This is a genomic window from Pseudoclavibacter sp. 8L, assembly GCF_902506465.1.
In the GTDB taxonomy this organism is placed as follows: domain Bacteria; phylum Actinomycetota; class Actinomycetes; order Actinomycetales; family Microbacteriaceae; genus Pseudoclavibacter.
Window position 1 is genome coordinate 1,294,709 of the sequence record NZ_LR733185.1, and the last position, 15,988, is coordinate 1,310,696.

16 protein-coding genes are annotated in these 15,988 nt (G+C 67.2%); 11 read left to right on the forward strand and 5 right to left on the reverse strand.

From position 1 onward, the window contains the following. The first annotated feature begins 52 nt into the window (after positions 1-52). From GV007_RS06100 to GV007_RS06110, 3 genes are read left to right on the forward strand one after another with little or no spacing between them, the layout of a single operon-like run. Positions 53-1,018, forward strand: coding sequence for a Gfo/Idh/MocA family protein (locus GV007_RS06100; protein ID WP_160071404.1), 966 nt, complete (start codon positions 53-55; stop codon positions 1,016-1,018). Further along, a complete protein-coding gene (locus GV007_RS06105; protein ID WP_160071405.1) occupies positions 1,015-2,040 on the forward strand; it encodes a lactonase family protein in 1,026 nt (341 codons plus the stop codon). The genes GV007_RS06100 and GV007_RS06105 overlap by 4 nt, the downstream gene beginning before the upstream one ends. Positions 2,041-2,068: 28 nt before the next feature. Beyond that, positions 2,069-2,575: a GNAT family N-acetyltransferase gene (locus GV007_RS06110; RefSeq protein ID WP_160071406.1), complete on the forward strand. Its 507-nt coding sequence runs from the start codon at positions 2,069-2,071 to the stop codon at positions 2,573-2,575. On the opposite strand, the gene GV007_RS06115 is transcribed toward GV007_RS06110, so the two are convergent. After that, positions 2,541-3,467 (reverse strand): LysR family transcriptional regulator, encoded by a 927-nt coding sequence (locus GV007_RS06115; RefSeq protein ID WP_236558355.1) that lies wholly within the window; start codon positions 3,465-3,467, stop codon positions 2,541-2,543. The two genes, GV007_RS06110 and GV007_RS06115, sit on opposite strands and share 35 nt — an antisense overlap. Positions 3,468-3,521: 54 nt before the next feature. Between GV007_RS06115 and GV007_RS06120 the strand changes: the two genes are divergently transcribed. The 5 genes from GV007_RS06120 to GV007_RS06140 all read left to right on the forward strand — a co-directional run bounded on the left by GV007_RS06120 (position 3,522) and on the right by GV007_RS06140 (position 7,940). Next, a complete protein-coding gene (locus GV007_RS06120) occupies positions 3,522-5,069 on the forward strand; it encodes an aminotransferase class I/II-fold pyridoxal phosphate-dependent enzyme (RefSeq protein ID WP_160071407.1) in 1,548 nt (515 codons plus the stop codon). 78 nt (positions 5,070-5,147) lie between these two features. Further along, on the forward strand, positions 5,148-6,593 hold the full coding sequence (locus GV007_RS06125) for an amino acid permease (RefSeq protein ID WP_160071408.1): 1,446 nt from the start codon (positions 5,148-5,150) through the stop codon (positions 6,591-6,593). Between the two features lie 69 nt (positions 6,594-6,662). Further along, positions 6,663-6,857 (forward strand): hypothetical protein, encoded by a 195-nt coding sequence (locus GV007_RS06130; protein WP_160071409.1) that lies wholly within the window; start codon positions 6,663-6,665, stop codon positions 6,855-6,857. Next, positions 6,854-7,066: a DUF2945 domain-containing protein gene (locus GV007_RS06135; protein WP_160071410.1), complete on the forward strand. Its 213-nt coding sequence runs from the start codon at positions 6,854-6,856 to the stop codon at positions 7,064-7,066. The genes GV007_RS06130 and GV007_RS06135 overlap by 4 nt, the downstream gene beginning before the upstream one ends. A 10-nt stretch (positions 7,067-7,076) precedes the next feature. After that, positions 7,077-7,940 carry a Cof-type HAD-IIB family hydrolase gene (locus GV007_RS06140; protein WP_160071411.1) on the forward strand — a complete coding sequence of 288 codons (864 nt, stop codon included), beginning with the start codon at positions 7,077-7,079 and terminating at the stop codon, positions 7,938-7,940. Positions 7,941-8,432: 492 nt separating this feature from the next. Here GV007_RS06140 and GV007_RS06145 read toward each other — a convergent pair whose 3' ends face one another. The 4 genes from GV007_RS06145 to GV007_RS06160 all read right to left on the reverse strand — a co-directional run bounded on the left by GV007_RS06145 (position 8,433) and on the right by GV007_RS06160 (position 13,101). After that, positions 8,433-9,890 carry an aldehyde dehydrogenase family protein gene (locus GV007_RS06145; RefSeq protein WP_160071412.1) on the reverse strand — a complete coding sequence of 486 codons (1,458 nt, stop codon included), beginning with the start codon at positions 9,888-9,890 and terminating at the stop codon, positions 8,433-8,435. Further along, positions 9,887-10,798 carry a carbohydrate ABC transporter permease gene (locus tag GV007_RS06150; protein ID WP_160071413.1) on the reverse strand — a complete coding sequence of 304 codons (912 nt, stop codon included), beginning with the start codon at positions 10,796-10,798 and terminating at the stop codon, positions 9,887-9,889. The genes GV007_RS06145 and GV007_RS06150 overlap by 4 nt, the downstream gene beginning before the upstream one ends. A 1-nt stretch (position 10,799) precedes the next feature. Further along, complete coding sequence (locus GV007_RS06155) at positions 10,800-11,672, reverse strand: carbohydrate ABC transporter permease (RefSeq protein WP_228502494.1); 873 nt, start codon at positions 11,670-11,672, stop codon at positions 10,800-10,802. 103 nt (positions 11,673-11,775) lie between these two features. Then, a complete protein-coding gene (locus GV007_RS06160) occupies positions 11,776-13,101 on the reverse strand; it encodes an ABC transporter substrate-binding protein (RefSeq protein WP_160071415.1) in 1,326 nt (441 codons plus the stop codon). Positions 13,102-13,222: 121 nt separating this feature from the next. On the opposite strand from GV007_RS06160, the gene GV007_RS06165 reads away from it, so the two are divergent. Genes GV007_RS06165 through GV007_RS06175 form a run of 3 tightly spaced genes read left to right on the forward strand, consistent with a single transcriptional unit; the run spans position 13,223 to position 15,940 of the window. Then, positions 13,223-13,885 carry a GntR family transcriptional regulator gene (locus GV007_RS06165; protein WP_160071416.1) on the forward strand — a complete coding sequence of 221 codons (663 nt, stop codon included), beginning with the start codon at positions 13,223-13,225 and terminating at the stop codon, positions 13,883-13,885. Further along, entirely contained in the window at positions 13,878-14,807 is a 930-nt protein-coding gene (locus GV007_RS06170) for a dihydrodipicolinate synthase family protein (protein ID WP_160071417.1), read from the forward strand. The genes GV007_RS06165 and GV007_RS06170 overlap by 8 nt, the downstream gene beginning before the upstream one ends. Further along, positions 14,753-15,940 (forward strand): mandelate racemase/muconate lactonizing enzyme family protein, encoded by a 1,188-nt coding sequence (locus GV007_RS06175; protein ID WP_228502492.1) that lies wholly within the window; start codon positions 14,753-14,755, stop codon positions 15,938-15,940. Before GV007_RS06170 ends, GV007_RS06175 begins: the two co-directional genes overlap by 55 nt. The last annotated feature ends 48 nt before the right edge of the window (positions 15,941-15,988 follow it).

The window sequence follows — 15,988 nt, forward strand, 5'->3', positions numbered from 1 at the left end:
TCTCGAACTCGCCCATGCAGGCAGACGTCGTCGCCCAGTCGAGGTCGATCCGATGAGGCTCGCCGTCATCGGTGCCGGCCAGATCGTCGCCGACTTCCTGCCGCACGTCGCGAACGTGCCCGGGCTGGAGCTGGCGGCGATCTACGGTCGCCCGCCGCGCCTCCAGCACCTGGAGGAGCTGCAGGAGCGGTTCGGCATCGAGCGCGTCTTCACCGACCTCGACGAGTGCCTCGCCGACCCGAGCGTCGACACGGTCTGGGTCGCCGTCCCGAACTCGCTGCACTTCGAGGTGTCGCGCAAGGCGCTCGAGGCGGGGAAGCACGTCATCTGCGAGAAGCCGTTCGTGCTCCAAGAACGGGAGCTGCAGGAGCTGCGCAGACTCGCGACGGCGCGTGACCTGATCCTGATCGAGGCGATCACGACCCAGTACCTCGCGAACTACCGGTGGATCAAGGAGCATCTCGACCTCGTCGGCAGGATCAAGGTCATCCAGTCGGACTACTCCCAGTACTCGTCCCGCTACCACGCCTTCCGCGAGGGCACTGTGCTGCCCGCGTTCGACCCCGCGCAGGGCGGCGGGGCGCTCATGGACCTCGGCATCTACGCCATCCACTTCGTCGTCGGGCTGCTCGGCCGGCCGAAGCGGGTCAGCTACACCGCGAACGTGCAGCGTGGGGTCGACACGTCCGGCGTGCTGATCCTCGACTACGGCGAGACCACGGCGGTCTGCGTGTGCGCGAAGGACTCGGACGGCCCCATCCGCAGCAAGATCCAGGGCGAGGACGGGTGGATCGTCGCCGACGGCTCCCCGAATGTGCTGCCATCGCTGAGCTACGCGACCCGCGGCGGCGAGCCCGAGCGGATCGACCTCACGAAGTACCCGCACCGCATGGTGGAGGAGTTCCGCGAGTTCGAGCGCATCATCCGCGAACACGACACCACCGAGCGCGACCGGCGCCTCGACCACAGCGCCGACGTGCTCTCCGTCCTGACCATCGCCCGAGAGGGGCTCGCATGACAACACCACTCATCCTCGTCGCGAACGCAGGCGAAGGCTCGATCTCGGTCTTCCGCTTCGACGGCGCCTCCCTCAAGCGGACCTCGGTCGCAACGGACCTGAAGGGATGCTCGAACTTCGTCGTCGACGCCAGCCGCGACCTCGTCTACGCCGCAGTCAAGGGCAGCCCCGCGGCGATCGTCACGCTGCGCCTCGACCGCGAGGCGGGCGAGCTCACCGAGATCTCGCGTCGCGAGACGCCCCGCGGCGGACTGAACTACGTCGCGCTGACGCGGGACGGATCCGCGCTGCTCGGCGCGGCCTACTCCGCCAGCTACGGCCTCCTCGCACCGATCGACGAGGGCACGGTCGGGGAGCCGACGACGATCGTCGAGCACCTGCACCTGCACTCCGTCGTGGCGAGCAGGGACGGCCGCTTCGCGTACTTCGTGTCGCTCGGCGACGATCTCGTCGGGCAGTACGCCATCACCGATGACCTCGAGCTCGAAGCGCTCCACCCGGTGGGTGCGACCGCGCCGACCGGCAGCGGCCCGCGCCACATCGTGCTCAACGACGCCCAGACGCAGGCCTACGTGATCACCGAGTTCAGCGGAGAGGTGCTGCGTTTCGAACGCGACTCGAGCACCGGCGTGCTCTCGTTCCTCGACTCTGCGAGCTACGCGGACGCGCTGCAGGGCCTGCAGCGCGGAACCCTCGGCGCGAATCCGCTGGAGCCCCGCTCGATCTGGGGAGCCGACGTGCACTGGGGCGCGGATGAACGGTTCCTATGGACCTCGGAGCGCACGACGAGCACTCTCGCGCCGCTCAAGGTTGCCGAGGACGGCTCCCTCGAGGACGCGAGGTCGTTCACCGTCACCCAGCAGCACCCCCGCGGGTTCGCGCTCAGCCCCGACGGCCGCTTCCTCGTCGCCGCAGGCGAAGGCGGGGCGCAGGTGTCGCTCTACGAAGTACGCGACGACCACCTCGCCGAGCTGCAGCAGGTCGAGACCGGCGCCGGCGCGAACTGGGTGCGCTGGGTCTGACGCGCGGCCCGGCTGTTAGCGTCGTGCCGTGACCGAGCCGATCATCCGCCCCGCCGTTCCCGCCGATGTCCCGCAGATCCTCGACCTCATCCACGGCCTCGCCGTGTACGAGCGCGAACCGGATGCGGTGAAGACGACCGAGGCGCAGCTGCACAGGAGCTTCTTCGGCGAGCGGCCTGCGGTGTTCGCGACCGTCGCCGAGGCGGCGGGAGCGAGCACAAGCGAGTCCGGCGCCCCTCGCCTCGACGGCATGGCGCTCTGGTTCCTGAGCTACTCGACGTGGGAGGGCGAGCACGGCATCTGGCTCGAAGATCTCTACGTGCGAGAGGATGCGCGCGGCAGCGGCCTCGGGACGGCACTCCTCCGCTCGCTCGCGCAGGAGTGCGTCGCGAAGGGCTACCGGCGCCTCGAGTGGTCGGTCCTCAAGTGGAACGAGCCGTCCATCGGCTTCTACAGGAGCCTCGGCGCGTTCCCCATGGACGATTGGGACACGTTCCGCCTCACGGGCGATCCGCTGCAGGCGCTGGGCGGCTGAGCAGGATCTCGCCGAGCCAGGCGGCGGCGGGTGGCGCGGCGCCCCGTCGGGTGACGTACGACACGTGCCGCTCCCCCAGGTCCTGCGCTGCTGGCCGCAGCACGACGTCGAAGTCGTGGTCGATGGCGGCGTCCGTCGAGAGGGCGAAGCCGAGCCCCTCGGCGACGAGGCCGTGGATCATGTAGAGGTCGTCCGTGCGCATGAGCTCCCGTACGGGGTAGCCGAGCGATTGGCCGACGCGGCGCAGCACGCGGTCTGAGGCTTCGTCGTTGCTGCGGCTGAAGACCCACGGCACCTCTCGCAGCTCGGCGAAGTCGATGCTGTCGCGGCTCGCCCATTCGCTGTTGCGCGCGACCATCACGCCGTATGGCTCGGTGAGGAGCCGCTGCAGCATGAGGTCCGGGACGGCGAAGGCGGGCTCCACGGACACGTCGAAGATGAGCCCCGCATGCACCTCGCCGCTCCTGAGCATCCGCACGATCTCCGTCGGCTCCCCTTCGACCACCTCGACGCGCACCGACGTGCGCTTCTGCAGGCTGGCGATGGCCGAGGGAAGCAAGCGTGAGCCCATCGAGGCGAACGTGCCCACGCGCAGGGTGACGACGCCCGCGTCGCGCTGATCGGCGACCAGCTGCTCGGCCCGGTCGATACGCGCGATCGCCTGCTCGATCTCGGCGGCGAACGACACTCCGAGCGGGGTCAGCGACGTGCCCCGCCGCCCGCGGTCGACGAGGCGCGCGCCGAGGTGCGACTCGAGGCTCCGCAGATGGTGCGTCACCGTCGGCACCCCGTACTGCAGCGCCTTCGCGGCACCCGTCAGGCTCCCATGCTCCTGGACGGCGAGGAGCACACGGAACTGCTGGAGGTTCATCACACCTAGAACGTATGTCACTGACGGCAGGATCCTGCTATATCGCCGTCGTCACTTCATTCCTAACCTGAACGCATGTCCATCCTCCACGCACCTGGCCCGAGCAGCGCCGCTCAGGTCGACGGCATCACGACCCCCGACGAGCGCCACATCCCGCGAGCGCAGTTCGAGACCCCGTACGCAGACGCCCTCCGCTCACTCGCCACCCACGACTGGCAGCGGATGCACGTGCCGGCACATCACGCGAAGGCGGTGAACGCGCCCGGCGTCGCGAGCATCGTCGGCGCCGACGCGCTGAGCCTCGACTTCCCGATGCTGTTCAGCGGCGTCGACCAGGAGACGTGGCGCCTCACGACGCCGGGCCGAGTCACCCCGCTCATGCGGGCGCAGGACCTGGCCGCCGATGCGTGGGGAGCGAGCCGCGTCTGGTTCACGACCAACGGGGCCTCCGGCGGCAACCACGTCGCGACGACCGTCGTGCGTGGCCTCGGCACCGAGTTCGCGGTGCAGCGCAGCGTGCACTCGAGCGTCATCGACGGCATCACGCACGCCAACCTGACCCCGCACTTCGTGCACGGGGCCGTCGACTCCGGGCTGGGTGCCGCGCACGGTGTGACGGCGGAGCAGGTCGCGGCGACCCTCGCAGAGCATCCGCGGTCCGCTGCCGTCTACATCGTCTCGCCGAGCTACTTCGGGGCGGTGGCCGATGTCCCGGCGATCGCGGCAGTAGCCCACAGGCACGGGGTGCCGCTCATCGTCGACGAGGCATGGGGTTCGCACTTCGGGATGCACCCGGCGCTCCCCACGAACGCGGCACGCCTCGGCGCAGACCTCGTCATCTCCAGCACCCACAAGGGCGCGGGATCGCTCACGCAGTCGGCCATGCTGCAGCTCGGTCACGGGCCTCACGCCCAGCACCTCGAGTCGCTCGTCGACCGAGTCGTTCGCTCGTACCAGTCGACGAGCTGCAGCGCCCTGCTGCTCGCCTCGCTCGATGAGGCGAGGCGGCACCTCGTGACCCGGCCAGACGCAGTCGACAACGCGCTTGCATCCGCACAGCGCATCCGCCGACTCGTGCACGACGACCGCAGGTACCGCGACGCGACTCCCGACATCCTCGCCAGCCCCGATGCCATCGCGAACGACCCCTTCAAGATCGCCATCGACACTCGAGGCGCCGGCATCACCGGCACGGATGCGCACTACCAGCTGCTCCGCGACCACCGTGTGTACTGCGAGCTGTCGACCCCCTCCGCGCTGCTGGTGCTCGTCGGCGCGACCGCTCGGGTCGACGTCGAGCGCCTGTGGGGCGCACTGCAGGCACTTCCCGAGGCGGAGGTCGAGCCGATTCGCCCCGTCTCGCTCCCCGCGAGCTGCGAGCGGGCGATGGGCCTCTCGGACGCGTTCTTCAGCCCCGTCGAGACGGTGCCGCACACGGAGGCGGTCGGCCGCATCTCCGCCGACTCGCTCGCCGCCTACCCGCCAGGTGTGCCCAACGTGCTGCCAGGCGAGGTGCTCAGCCAGGAGGTCGTCGACTTCCTCCGGCACACGGGCGCAGCGCCATCCGGCTACGTGCGCGGCGCGAACGACCCGGAGCTCTCCACGTTCCGCGTCGTCGCCTGAACCTCGATCCTGCCAACAACCCGCAGCGCGCACGCAGCGCCCAACCTCAGCACGACGACATCAGCACAAGGGAGTGTCATGTCCACGACAACCACCGCACATCCGCCTCAGGGCGAGATGCAGCGCGGCCTCAAGAACCGCCACCTGCAGCTCATCGCCATCGGCGGCGCCATCGGAACGGGGCTGTTCCTCGGCTCCGGCAAGCTCATCAGCGTCTCCGGGCCGTCGATCATCTTCGTCTACATGGTGATCGGGTTCTTCGTCTTCTTCATCATGCGCGCCCTCGGCGAGCTGCTGCTCTCGAACCTGCACTACAAGACCTTCGGTGACATCGCGAAGGACATGCTCGGGCCGTGGGCCGGCTTCTTCGTCTCCTGGAACTACTGGTTCTCGTGGGTGATCGCATGCGTCGCCGACATCGTCGCCATCACCGCCTACGTGCAGTGGTTCAACGCCGACATCCCGAACTGGCTGCCAGCGCTCATCGCCGTCGTCGTGCTCACCGTCCTGAACCTCCAGCCCGTGAAGTGGTTCGGCGAGACCGAGTTCTGGTTCGCGATCATCAAGATCGTCGCCATCCTCGGCCTCATCGCCGTGGGCATCGTGCTCATCCTCACCCGGTTCCAGAGCCCAGATGGCGACACCGCCACGCTCGCGAACCTCTGGGAGCACGGCGGGATGTTCCCCATGGGCGCGAGCGGGTTCGTGCTCGGCTTCCAGATGGGCATCTTCTCGTTCATCGGCGTCGAGCTCGTCGGCACGGCCGCCGCCGAGACCGAGAACCCGCGCAAGACCCTGCCGAAGGCCATCAACTCGATCGTCGCGCGCATCCTCATCTTCTACGTGGGCGCCCTCATCGTCATCATGAGCGTCACGCCGTGGGACAAGATCGAGGCGGGCAAGAGCCCGTTCGTGTCGACCCTCGCGATCGCCGGGTTTGGCCTCGCCGCGTTCGCGATCCAGCTGGTGGTGCTCAGCTCGGCCGCATCGAGCGCCAACTCCGGCCTGTACTCGGGCACTCGGATGCTGTTCGGGCTCTCGAAGGACGGTCACGCCCCGAAGGCGTTCGCGATGACCAGCAATCAGGGCGTGCCGACGAAGGCCGTCTTCTTCACCTGCGTCTTCCTCTTCTCTGCCATCCCGCTGCTCTTCGCGGGCGACGAGGTCATCGCCGCCTTCACGTTCGTCTCCTCGATGTGCGCGACCCTCATCCTCTTCACCTGGGGCTCCATCGTGGTCAGCTACATCGTGTACCTGCGCCGCTTCCCCGAGAAGCACCGCGCGTCGAAGTTCAAGATGCCGATGGCGCGCGTCGCGCCCTGGCTCGTGCTCGCCTTCTTCGTCTTCATCGCGGGCACGCTGCTGTACGGCGACGACACCCGGCTGCCGTTCCTCGCGGCCCCGGTCTGGTTCATCATCCTCACCGTCCTGTGGCAGCTGCGGAAGCGGAAGCTGCAGCGGGAGGGCCGTCCGCTGACCGCCCCGATCCCGACCATCCCGCATCCGCTCGACGAGCGGGACTGACCGGGTGGAGGTGCGGCATGCGCGTCGCACCTCCACCCTCTGCCCAGGACGGGCGGGCATGCTCAGCGCATGAGGAAGCTGATGCTGAACACGTACCTGTGGGTGGCGGTCGCCTTCTACGTCGTCGCCCTCGCCGATCTCGCGAACGACGGCAGCATCTGGATCGTCTGGTTCGCCCTCGGCATGGTGTTCACGATCATCGCCTTCCGGAGACCGAAGCCCGAGCCTCACCCCGAGACCGCCGAGCAGAAAGAGAAACCGTGACCGCAGATCTGAGCAAGGGCGACCGCGTGAGCTGGAACACCCCGCAGGGCCGCACGCAGGGCGAGGTCGTCGAGAAGAAGACGAGGGACTTCCAGTTCGACAAGCAGAAGTTCACCGCCTCCGAGGACGAGCCGGCGTACATCATCGAGTCGGAGAAGTCTGGGGCGAGGGCCGCGCACAACGGATCCGCGCTGCGCAAGCTCTCGTAGGCTGGAGCGCATGGCAGATACCGTTCTCGAGACCGCCGACCGCCACTACGAGTCTTCGCTTGAGGGCAACGACGTGCGCCTCGTCGTCGCCGACATGGACGGCACGCTGCTGCTCGATGACCACACGGTTCCCGACGCGTTCTGGGCTCTCCTGCAGCGGATGCGCGAGGCTGGCGTCGAGTTCACCCCCGCGAGCGGCCGACAGTACGCGACCCTCGCGAAGCTCTTCGAACGCGACTCCGACGGCATGTCGTTCATCGCCGAGAACGGCACGTTCGTGGTCCGCGACGGCGAGGAGGTCAGCTCGCTGACGCTCGACGAGTCGTTCATCCGGCAGGCGATCGCGCTCCTGCGCGGCCTCATCGAGAAGGGCCACGACCTCGGAATCGTGCTGTGCGGCAAGAAGTCGGCGTACATCGAGCGCGGCGACGACGCGTTCATCGCCGAGGCCCGCAACTACTACGAGGCGCTCACGGTCGTCGACGACATGCTCGGCACCGATGACGAGTACGTGAAGATCGCCGTCTACGACTTCTCCGAGGTCGAGACCGGGGCAGCCGCCGAGGTGGACGAGCTGCGCGAGTCCCACAGGGTCGTCGTGTCCGGCCACCACTGGATGGACATCATGCCGCCGGAGGCCAACAAGGGCCTCGCCGTGCGCCAGCTGCAGGAGCGCCTCGGCGTGACCTCGGAGCAGACGGCGGTCTTCGGTGACTTCTTCAACGACGTCGAGATGTTCGCGGAGGCCGAGCGCTCGTACGCGATGGCTGGCGCGCATCCCGAGGTCAAGGAGCTCGCGAAGTACCTCGCCCCCTCCAACCAGGATCAGGGCGTCGTCACCGTCGTGAGCGCGCTCCTCGACGCGCAGGCGTAGCGCTCCAAACCCGTTGCTCCCCGAGCCCCGGGGATGTGTCCGTGCTGGGTCCCGGCGACCGTGATGGGTTTCCGTGACCGTGATGGGTTTTCGCTCGGGCTCGTGATGGGTTTCTGCGACTGGTGATGGGTTATTTCCCATCACGGTCACCGAAACCCATCACGGCACCGTTCGGGCTTCCGACTGAATGCCCACGGCTCGCGTCTGGGCCCCTCGCAGGCAAGGCCGGGGCCGCAGCCGGCTGTGACCTGACGCTGGCGAGCACAGTTGTGGCCCGGTGCTATTCCCCGGATGGGGAATGACACCAGGCCACAACTTCCCGCGCCGATGCTGCGAACTTTCCCGCGTGGATGCTGCGGACTCTCCCGCGTGGATGCGCGCGACCGGTGGGCGAATCCACCGGTCAGGGAGCTCGCAACCTGCCTCGCCCCCGGACCAGGAACAGGGCGTTGCCACCGTCGTGACCAAACTGCTCGGCGCGCAAGTAGAGGACTAGGAGCTTTCACGCGCAGACGAGGCGCCCACGAGCAGGACTCCGTCGACTCTCGTTGGCACGGGCTCGCGGGGGTCCTCCCTCAGCTCGTCCGGCAGGAACCGATCAGGGGTGCTCTGCCAGGTGACCGGCCTCGTCCACCGGTCGATGGCGGAAGCACCCACTGAGGTGCTCGAGGGACTCGTCGAAGCGGGGTACGGTCCACCGTGCGTGGTGGACCAGGCCACCCGCACCCCCGTCGGCACGCCGTTCACCACGACCCGTCCACTCGTCGCCGCTGCGACGTCGACGAGCCCCTCGATCATCTCGAAGTCACCATCCACGGCGTGCACGGTTGTCGTCAGTTGCCCACCGAGCGACGAGAGCGCGCCAGCCAGGTCGTCGAATGCGGCGTAGGTGACCAGCACGGTTGCTGGACCGAACGTCTCCTCCGTCAGTGTGCCGCTCAGCTGCTCGATCGGAACTGCCACGAGCGTCGGTGCGACTCCGCTCGGGGAGACCGATCCCGGCGTGCGCTCCTCCGCCCCACCCGCTCGGAGCTCCGCGAGGCGATGCAGGTAGCGCTCGGTGATATTCGATGACAGCAGCCGCCGGGGCTCAGCCACGGCGAGGAGCTCGGAGATCGCCTCGATCAACGCCGACGCGTCGCGCGGCAGGAAGATGAGGCCCGGTTTCGTGCAGAGCTGACCGGCACTCGAGGTGACAGCAGAGACCAGTTGCTGTGCGAGCCCGGCGACGTCGGTCCTCGCCGCCTCGGGAGCGATGATCGTCGGGTTCGTGCTGCTCATCTCCGCGAAGACCGGAATCGGGACAGGTCGCGCTGCCGCGAAATCGAACAGTGCACGCCCACCCGCGGCGGACCCCGTGAACCCGACTGCGGCAACGCTCGGGGCCTCCACGAGCGCTCGGCCAGCATCCGCCTCGGTCACGATCTGCAGCGCATCCGGCGGGATGGCATGGCCAGCCAGGGTCTCGCGGACAAGCCCGAACGTCGCCATGCTCGTCATCGGCAGGTCTGGATGCGCCTTGACGATGACGGGGCAGCCCGCGGCCAGCGCAGACACCGTATCCCCGCCGAACACTCCGAACGCGAACGGGAAGTTGCCCGCCGCGAAGACGACAACTGGGCCGACCGGCACGCGAAGTCGGCGCAGCTCCGGCCCATTCGCTGAAGCGTGGTCAACGGCGGCGTCGAGGTAGCTCCCCTCGACGATGACATCCGCGAACAGCTCGGCCTGTGACGCGGTCCGTTCGATCTCACCACGGAGGCGAACCTCGTCGAGGTGGGTCTCGGCTGACGCGATCGCGACCAGATCGTGGTCTCCTCGGAGCGCCGCAGCGACAGCGCGGAGCGCCCGAGCTCGTCCCCCTCGCCCCAGGGCACGAAGCTCCGAGGCCGCGTGCGAACTGGCCGCGGCCACAGCGCGGATGGTCGGCTCAGCGGTAGCGACGCTCATCCCTTGACCGCGCCCGCGCTCAGCCCCTGGACGAGGTACTTCTGCACGTAGGCGAAGACCGCGACGACAGGAACCACCGCGACCACGCCACCCGCCGCGAGTGCCCCGAAGTCGGTGCCGAACTCGCCGAGCAGGTAGCTGAGGCCGACCGGGATCGTGAACTGATCCTGCGACGTGATGAACATGATCGCGAACAGGAAGTTGTTCCATGCGCTGATGAACGCGAACGATCCGACGGCGACGATGCCCGGCTTCAGGAGGGGCAGCACGACGGTGATGAAGGCCCGGAATCGGGAGCACCCATCCACCCACGCCTGCTCCTCCAGATCGATCGGCACGTTGCGTATGAAGCCCGCCATCAAGACCAGCGACAGCGGCAGTTGGAACACGGTGTCGGAGATGATGAGCGCCCAGAGCGAGTTCGTCAGCCCGAGCCCGTTGAACACCTGGAAGAGCGGGATCAGGAGCATGGCGCCCGGGATGAACTGCGTGCACAGCATGATCAGCACGAACGCAGACTTGCCGCGGAATGCGAAGCGGGCGAGCGCGTAGCCGCCGAGGAGCCCGATCACCGTCGAGATGATGAGACTGACGCCGGCGACATACAGGCTGTTGAGGAAGAAGACGCCGAAGCCGTTGCCGTTCCACACCTTGATGAAGTGGTCGAACGTGATCGGCCACGGGACGAGTGAGGTCGACCCGGCGGGCCGGAACGCGAAGAGCAGCATCCAGTAGAACGGGACGAGCGTGAAGATGAGCGCGATGGTCAGCGGCACGGCGAGCAGGAGCCGGTCGAGCAGCGGCTTCGGCCGCGGCTTGTTGAGCGGCGCCTGTGTCTTGCTCCGCGGCGCCTCGGGTTCGGTAGGTGCCGGGAGCCCCTGCGGTTGCGCGAGTGTGGTGAGGGACATGTCAGTTCTCCCGTCCGAAGCGGTTGGCTCGGAGATAGATCACGGTGAACACGATGAGGATGATGAAGGCGATGACGGTGAGCGCTGAGCCGTAGCCGAACTCACGGTCGAAGATGGCGGTCTGAGCGACATAGAGCGGGAGTGTCGTCGTCGAACCTGCGGGCCCACCGCCTGTCAGCGTGAAGAGGAGGTCGACGTTGTTGAACTCCCACACCGCCCTCAGCAGGGTCGCGATGACCACGGCCTGACGCACGTGGGGCCAGGTGATCGACACGAACTTGCGGATGCGGCCCGCACCATCCATCTCGGCGGACTCGTAGAGGTCCTGCGGCACCGACTGCAGGTCCGCGAGGATGAGGATCGCGAAGAACGGGGCGCCCTTCCAGAGCTCCGCGAGCACTGCGGCCCAGAATGCGGTTCCCTCGCCGGACAGCAGCGAGGTTCCGTACTGCACAAGGCCCATGTCGGCGAGGTACCGGCCGAGGCCCGTGGTCGGGTTGTAGATGAGCAGCCAGATCGTGGTCGTCAGGATCCCGGCAACAGCCCACGGCGTGAAGACCAGTGAGCGGACGATACCGCGGCCCTTGAACGCCTGGTTGATGAGAAGCGCCAAGATCATGCCGAACACGAACTGGAGCCCGACCTCGACAACCACCCATTGGAAGGTGAACCCGAGGCTGCGCCAGAACTTCTCGTCTGCGGCGATGTCAGCGAAGTTGCCCAGGCCGACGAAGCCGTTGTAGATGGGGAACGTCGGGTTGTACTGCTGCAGGCTGTAGTAGAAGACGCTGCCGACCGGGTAGACCAGGAAGATCAGCACCAACGCAGCGGCGGGCGCGATCAGCGCGTACGGATACCACTTGGTGCGGTTCATACGCCGGCGGGGAGGCTTCTGAAGGGGGACCGTTTTCGTCATCATTTCCTTTCCACCGTGGCGGGAGAGAGAGCTCCCGCCACGGTGAAGCTCGGTCGCAGGATCACGAGGTGAGTTCCAGGAACCGTTCGTTGGCCTCCGTGAGCGAATCGGCCCACTTGGAGCAGAACTCGGAGGCGGTCATCTGCCCCTGCAGGACCCGCTGCCAGTCCGGGAGCATGTCGGTGCCCGTGATGGAGGTCCACTCGGGCAGGTAGTAGGGGACGTTCATGGAGACGGCGTTCGGGCTCTGGCTCGCTGCGATCGCGGTCGAGATGGCCGGGTTGTCCTGCACCCACTGGTCTTCGAAGACCGCGGTGTTGCCCGGGATGTATCCGGAGGCCTCGGCCCAGAAGCTGTTGCCCTCCTGGCTCATGGTGAACTCGAGGAACTTCGCCGCAGCTTCCTTCTTCTCACTCTGCTCGAACATGGCGAATCCGGCGGTGACACGGCCGATGACCTCGACCCCGTTCGCGGCTGGGAACGGTGCATGCACGGCGATCTGCTCGGGCTCGAGCGTTTGGAGCATGGTCGGGTATGAGCCGATGGAGTGGCTCAGCATCCCCGCTCCCCCGCCCGTGAACTGGGCGATCATCACTTTGAAGTCGGCCGTCAGGTCGCTTTCGGCCGTCGTGGCCTTGTAGAGCTCTGCGTACTTCTCAGTGGCCTCGACGATGGCGGGGTCGTCGAGCGTGGCCTTTCCGCTCTCGTCGAAGATCTCCGAGATGCCTGCGCGGGTGTAGACCATCTCCATGAACTGCGGGAAGAAGCCGTTGCCTCCGCGGATCGTGTACCCGAACTGCCCTGTGGACTGATCAGTGAGGGCGACGGCGGCCGCGTCGAACTCCTCCCAGGTCGTGGGGGCCTCGAGACCCGCATCGGCGAGCCAGTCGGCCCGGGAGTACAGGGTGTCGGCGATGGCGGTCGCCGGGGTCATGTAGAGGGCACCGTCCGGCACTGCCTTTCGGGTGCTGTCGACGAGGCCGGGATCAAGCTGGTCTTCCCAGTTGCCGTCCGCGATGAGGTCGTCGATCGGGGCCAGCGCACCCTGCGCGACAAGCGCGGACAGGTCCGAGGCCTTCGGGGTGACGAGGTCCGGCGTCGAGTTCGTGGCGATCGCGGTGCCGATCTTCTGCATGTAGGAGTCGGTCGGCAGCCCGAGGTACTCGACTTTGATGTCCGGGTTCTCGGCCTCGAACATCGAGATCAGCTCCTGCAGGCTCTCGGTGCGCTCAGGACGCGTGTCCGTATCCCAGAGCTGGAGCGTGACGACACCGTCTTCGCTGGCGTCACCTCCGCCGGCGCACGCCGTGAGTGCGAGGGTCGTTGTGAGTGCACCTGCGAGCGCGATGGTCGTGAGCTTCCGTCTCCGGGGGTGAGAACGCGTCATTGCGATTCCTTTCGTGGCGTCGTTGCCTCAACAGCGCCAATCGGCGATGCGGTCGATCATATACTAGACACCATACATGCTCGATTAGATCGTGCTAGTGTCCATCTCGAAGGAGGGCCACATGAGCTTTGAACCATTGGCCCCGATGGCGACGCCGTTGTCGCGTACGGGGCATGTTGTTGAATCACTGAGGAAGTCGATCCTCTCCGGAGCACTTCGAGCTGGGCAGCCCCTGGTCGAATCAGAGCTCGCAGCGAGCTTCGGAGTATCCAAGACCCCCGTGCGAGAAGCGCTGAAGACGTTGGCAGGCCTCGGCCTGGTCTCGATGATGGAGTACCGCGGAGCCGTCGTGAGGTCTGTCGATTTCGAGATGGCACGTTCCGTCTTCGAGGTTCGCTGCCTCCTCGAACCCGAGGCTGTGAGGCTCGCCGTGACGAACGGCATCGACCTCTCGGCGGCACGGCTCGCGCTTCAGCGCTCGGAGGCGGCGGTCGACAGCGCCGAGCGAAGCATCGCCAATCGCGACTTCCACCGCCTCACCTACGCGAGCTGCGGCAACCCGCTTCTGCTGTCGATGCTCGACGACCTCCGCGACCAGACCGCCCTCATCAGCGTGACCGCCTGGCGAAACGGCATCACCTGGGTCCATGAGGCTCACGAGCACGTGGCGATCCTCGAAGCCGCCGAGCGAGGAGACGCAGTCGAAGCCAAGCATCTCGTCGACCTCCACATCCGACGCTTCACGGAACACGCCCTCTCCCTCCTGGAGGAACACGATGCATGAGAACGCTGCCCGCCTTGCTGACGTCGTCGCCATCCCCGTGACGCCCTTCACCGACGGCGCTGTCGACTTCGACGACCTCCGCCTCGTCCTCGACCGGATGCTCGACGCAGGCGTGCGAGTCCTGACGCCCAACGGCAACACCGGCGAGTTCTACGCCCTTCGCCCCGACGAGCGACTGCAGGTACTGCAGGCCGTTGCCGCGCACGCCGCCGGACGCGCACTGATCGTCGCCGGAGTCGGCTTCGACACCGAGACGGCCATCGCCGACGGTCTCGCAGCCGCCACCGCTGGCGCCGAGATGGTGATGATCCACCAGCCGGTGCATCCCTATGTCTCCCGTGCAGGATGGATCGACTACCACGCGACGATCGCGGATGCGCTCCCCGAGCTGGGCGTCGTGCTCTACATCCGCAACCCCTGGGTGAACGGCGACATGATCGCCCAGCTCTCAGCGCGCTGCCCGAATGTGGTCGGAGTGAAGTACGCGGTCGCCGACCCCGTCATGTTCGCGCGAGTGAAAAGCGCGGCTCCGCACCTCGTCTGGATCGCTGGGCTCGCCGAACCGTACGCCCTCTCGTACTTCGCGCACGGTGCGACCGGTTTCACCTCGGGTCTCGTCTGCGTCAACCCGCGACTCTCCCTCGACCTTCTCCGCACGCTGCAGGCGGGCGATCTCAGCGCAGCGCGACGCCTCACGGAGTCGATCAGCGAGTTCGAGGAGCTCAGAGCACTCGACTCGAACGCCAACAACGTCAGCGTCATCAAGGAGGCACTCTTCCAGCTCGGGATCGGCTCGAAGGCCGTGCGTCCGCCCAGCCATGAGGTCGACGAGGCGACCTCGGCGCGGGTGTCGAGGATCCTCGCCGAATGGTCGGTCGAGCACGAGCTGCAGCCGAGCGTCGACCTCGCGGCGAACGCGTGAAGATCGTCGGCCTCGAGGCGTTCCTCGCGCGCGTCGGCGACCGCCCGCGCGTGCTCGTTCGCCTCGATACCGATGAGGGTGTGTCCGGCTGGGGAGAGGCCTACAACCACGGGCCGGATGGGGCGCTCTTCCCGATCTTCCAGTACCTGCTCGAGCAGATCGAGAACGAGGATCCGACTCGAGTCGAGCACGTCACGCAGAAGATGCTGCGTCTGGCGCGCTTCCCACCGGGCGCGCTTGGCCTGGCGGCCATCGCCGCGATCGACCACGCCCTCTGGGACATCGCCGCCCGCTCGCTCGGGGTGCCTGTGTACCGCATCCTCGGCGGTCGCGTGCGCGACCGGGTCAGCGTCTACTGCGGCCTCTACGCTGCCCCGGACCCAGAAGATGTTCGAGACCGCACAGCAGAGCTCAACGAGCGCTACGGGTTCACATCCTTCAAGCTGAGCCCGTGGCGTTCTGACATCCACGAGCGCAGATGGGGCCTCGTCGTGAACGAGGTGGCCTCGTACTTCGGCGACATCCGAGAGCACGCGGACCCACGTTGGGACTTCAGCTTCGATGCCCACGCCCAGATCTTCGAACCGTACAAGGCGATCGAGCTGGGCAACGCGCTCGCGCCCTACCAGCCGATGTTCCTCGAGGAGCCGCTCAGACCTGAGCACTTCGCGTCCTGGGGACACCTGCGGAGTCAGCTCAGGGTTCCGCTTGCGACCGGCGAGAGCCTCTACTCGGCCCATGAGTTCCTCTCGCTCTTCAACGCCGGCGGAGTGGACATCGCACAGCCCGACATCGCGGTGGTCGGTGGGCTGTCGCAGATGCGCCGTATCGCGACCGTCGCCGAACTGCACAACATCATGCTCGCCCCGCACAACCCCATGGGGCCACTGGCAACCGCGCACAATGTGCACTTCGCGGCCGCTTGCAGCAACTTCCTGACGCTCGAGTACAAGTTCGACGACACCACCTGGTGCCCGGATCCCTACGTTCCGTGTGATGGCTACCTGGACCTGCGCGACGATCGGCCAGGCTGGGGCATCACGATCGATGAGGAGGCCCTGCGAGCGTCGGATACCACCGTCTGGCACCGCGCGTTGAACGTCCGGCCTGATGGCGCCTGGGGCTGGGCCTAGCTGCCGCCCCTCACGCCGAGCAGACAGTTGTGGCCTGGTGCTGTTCCC

Bases quoted from the DNA above. Each gene is read 5' to 3' on its own strand.
- GV007_RS06105 (WP_160071405.1), top strand. From the start codon at position 1,015: ATGACAACACCACTCATCCTCGTCGCGAACGCAGGCGAAGGCTCGATC.
- GV007_RS06150 (WP_160071413.1), bottom strand. From the start codon at position 10,798: ATGTCCCTCACCACACTCGCGCAACCGCAGGGGCTCCCGGCACCTACC.
- GV007_RS06120 (WP_160071407.1), top strand. From the start codon at position 3,522: ATGTCCATCCTCCACGCACCTGGCCCGAGCAGCGCCGCTCAGGTCGAC.
- GV007_RS06155 (WP_228502494.1), bottom strand. From the start codon at position 11,672: ATGAACCGCACCAAGTGGTATCCGTACGCGCTGATCGCGCCCGCCGCT.
- GV007_RS06140 (WP_160071411.1), top strand. From the start codon at position 7,077: ATGGCAGATACCGTTCTCGAGACCGCCGACCGCCACTACGAGTCTTCG.
- GV007_RS06130 (WP_160071409.1), top strand. From the start codon at position 6,663: ATGAGGAAGCTGATGCTGAACACGTACCTGTGGGTGGCGGTCGCCTTC.
- GV007_RS06175 (WP_228502492.1), top strand. From the start codon at position 14,753: ATGGTCGGTCGAGCACGAGCTGCAGCCGAGCGTCGACCTCGCGGCGAA.
- GV007_RS06145 (WP_160071412.1), bottom strand. From the start codon at position 9,890: ATGAGCGTCGCTACCGCTGAGCCGACCATCCGCGCTGTGGCCGCGGCC.
- GV007_RS06100 (WP_160071404.1), top strand. From the start codon at position 53: ATGAGGCTCGCCGTCATCGGTGCCGGCCAGATCGTCGCCGACTTCCTG.
- GV007_RS06125 (WP_160071408.1), top strand. From the start codon at position 5,148: ATGTCCACGACAACCACCGCACATCCGCCTCAGGGCGAGATGCAGCGC.
- GV007_RS06165 (WP_160071416.1), top strand. From the start codon at position 13,223: ATGAGCTTTGAACCATTGGCCCCGATGGCGACGCCGTTGTCGCGTACG.
- GV007_RS06170 (WP_160071417.1), top strand. From the start codon at position 13,878: ATGCATGAGAACGCTGCCCGCCTTGCTGACGTCGTCGCCATCCCCGTG.
- GV007_RS06160 (WP_160071415.1), bottom strand. From the start codon at position 13,101: ATGACGCGTTCTCACCCCCGGAGACGGAAGCTCACGACCATCGCGCTC.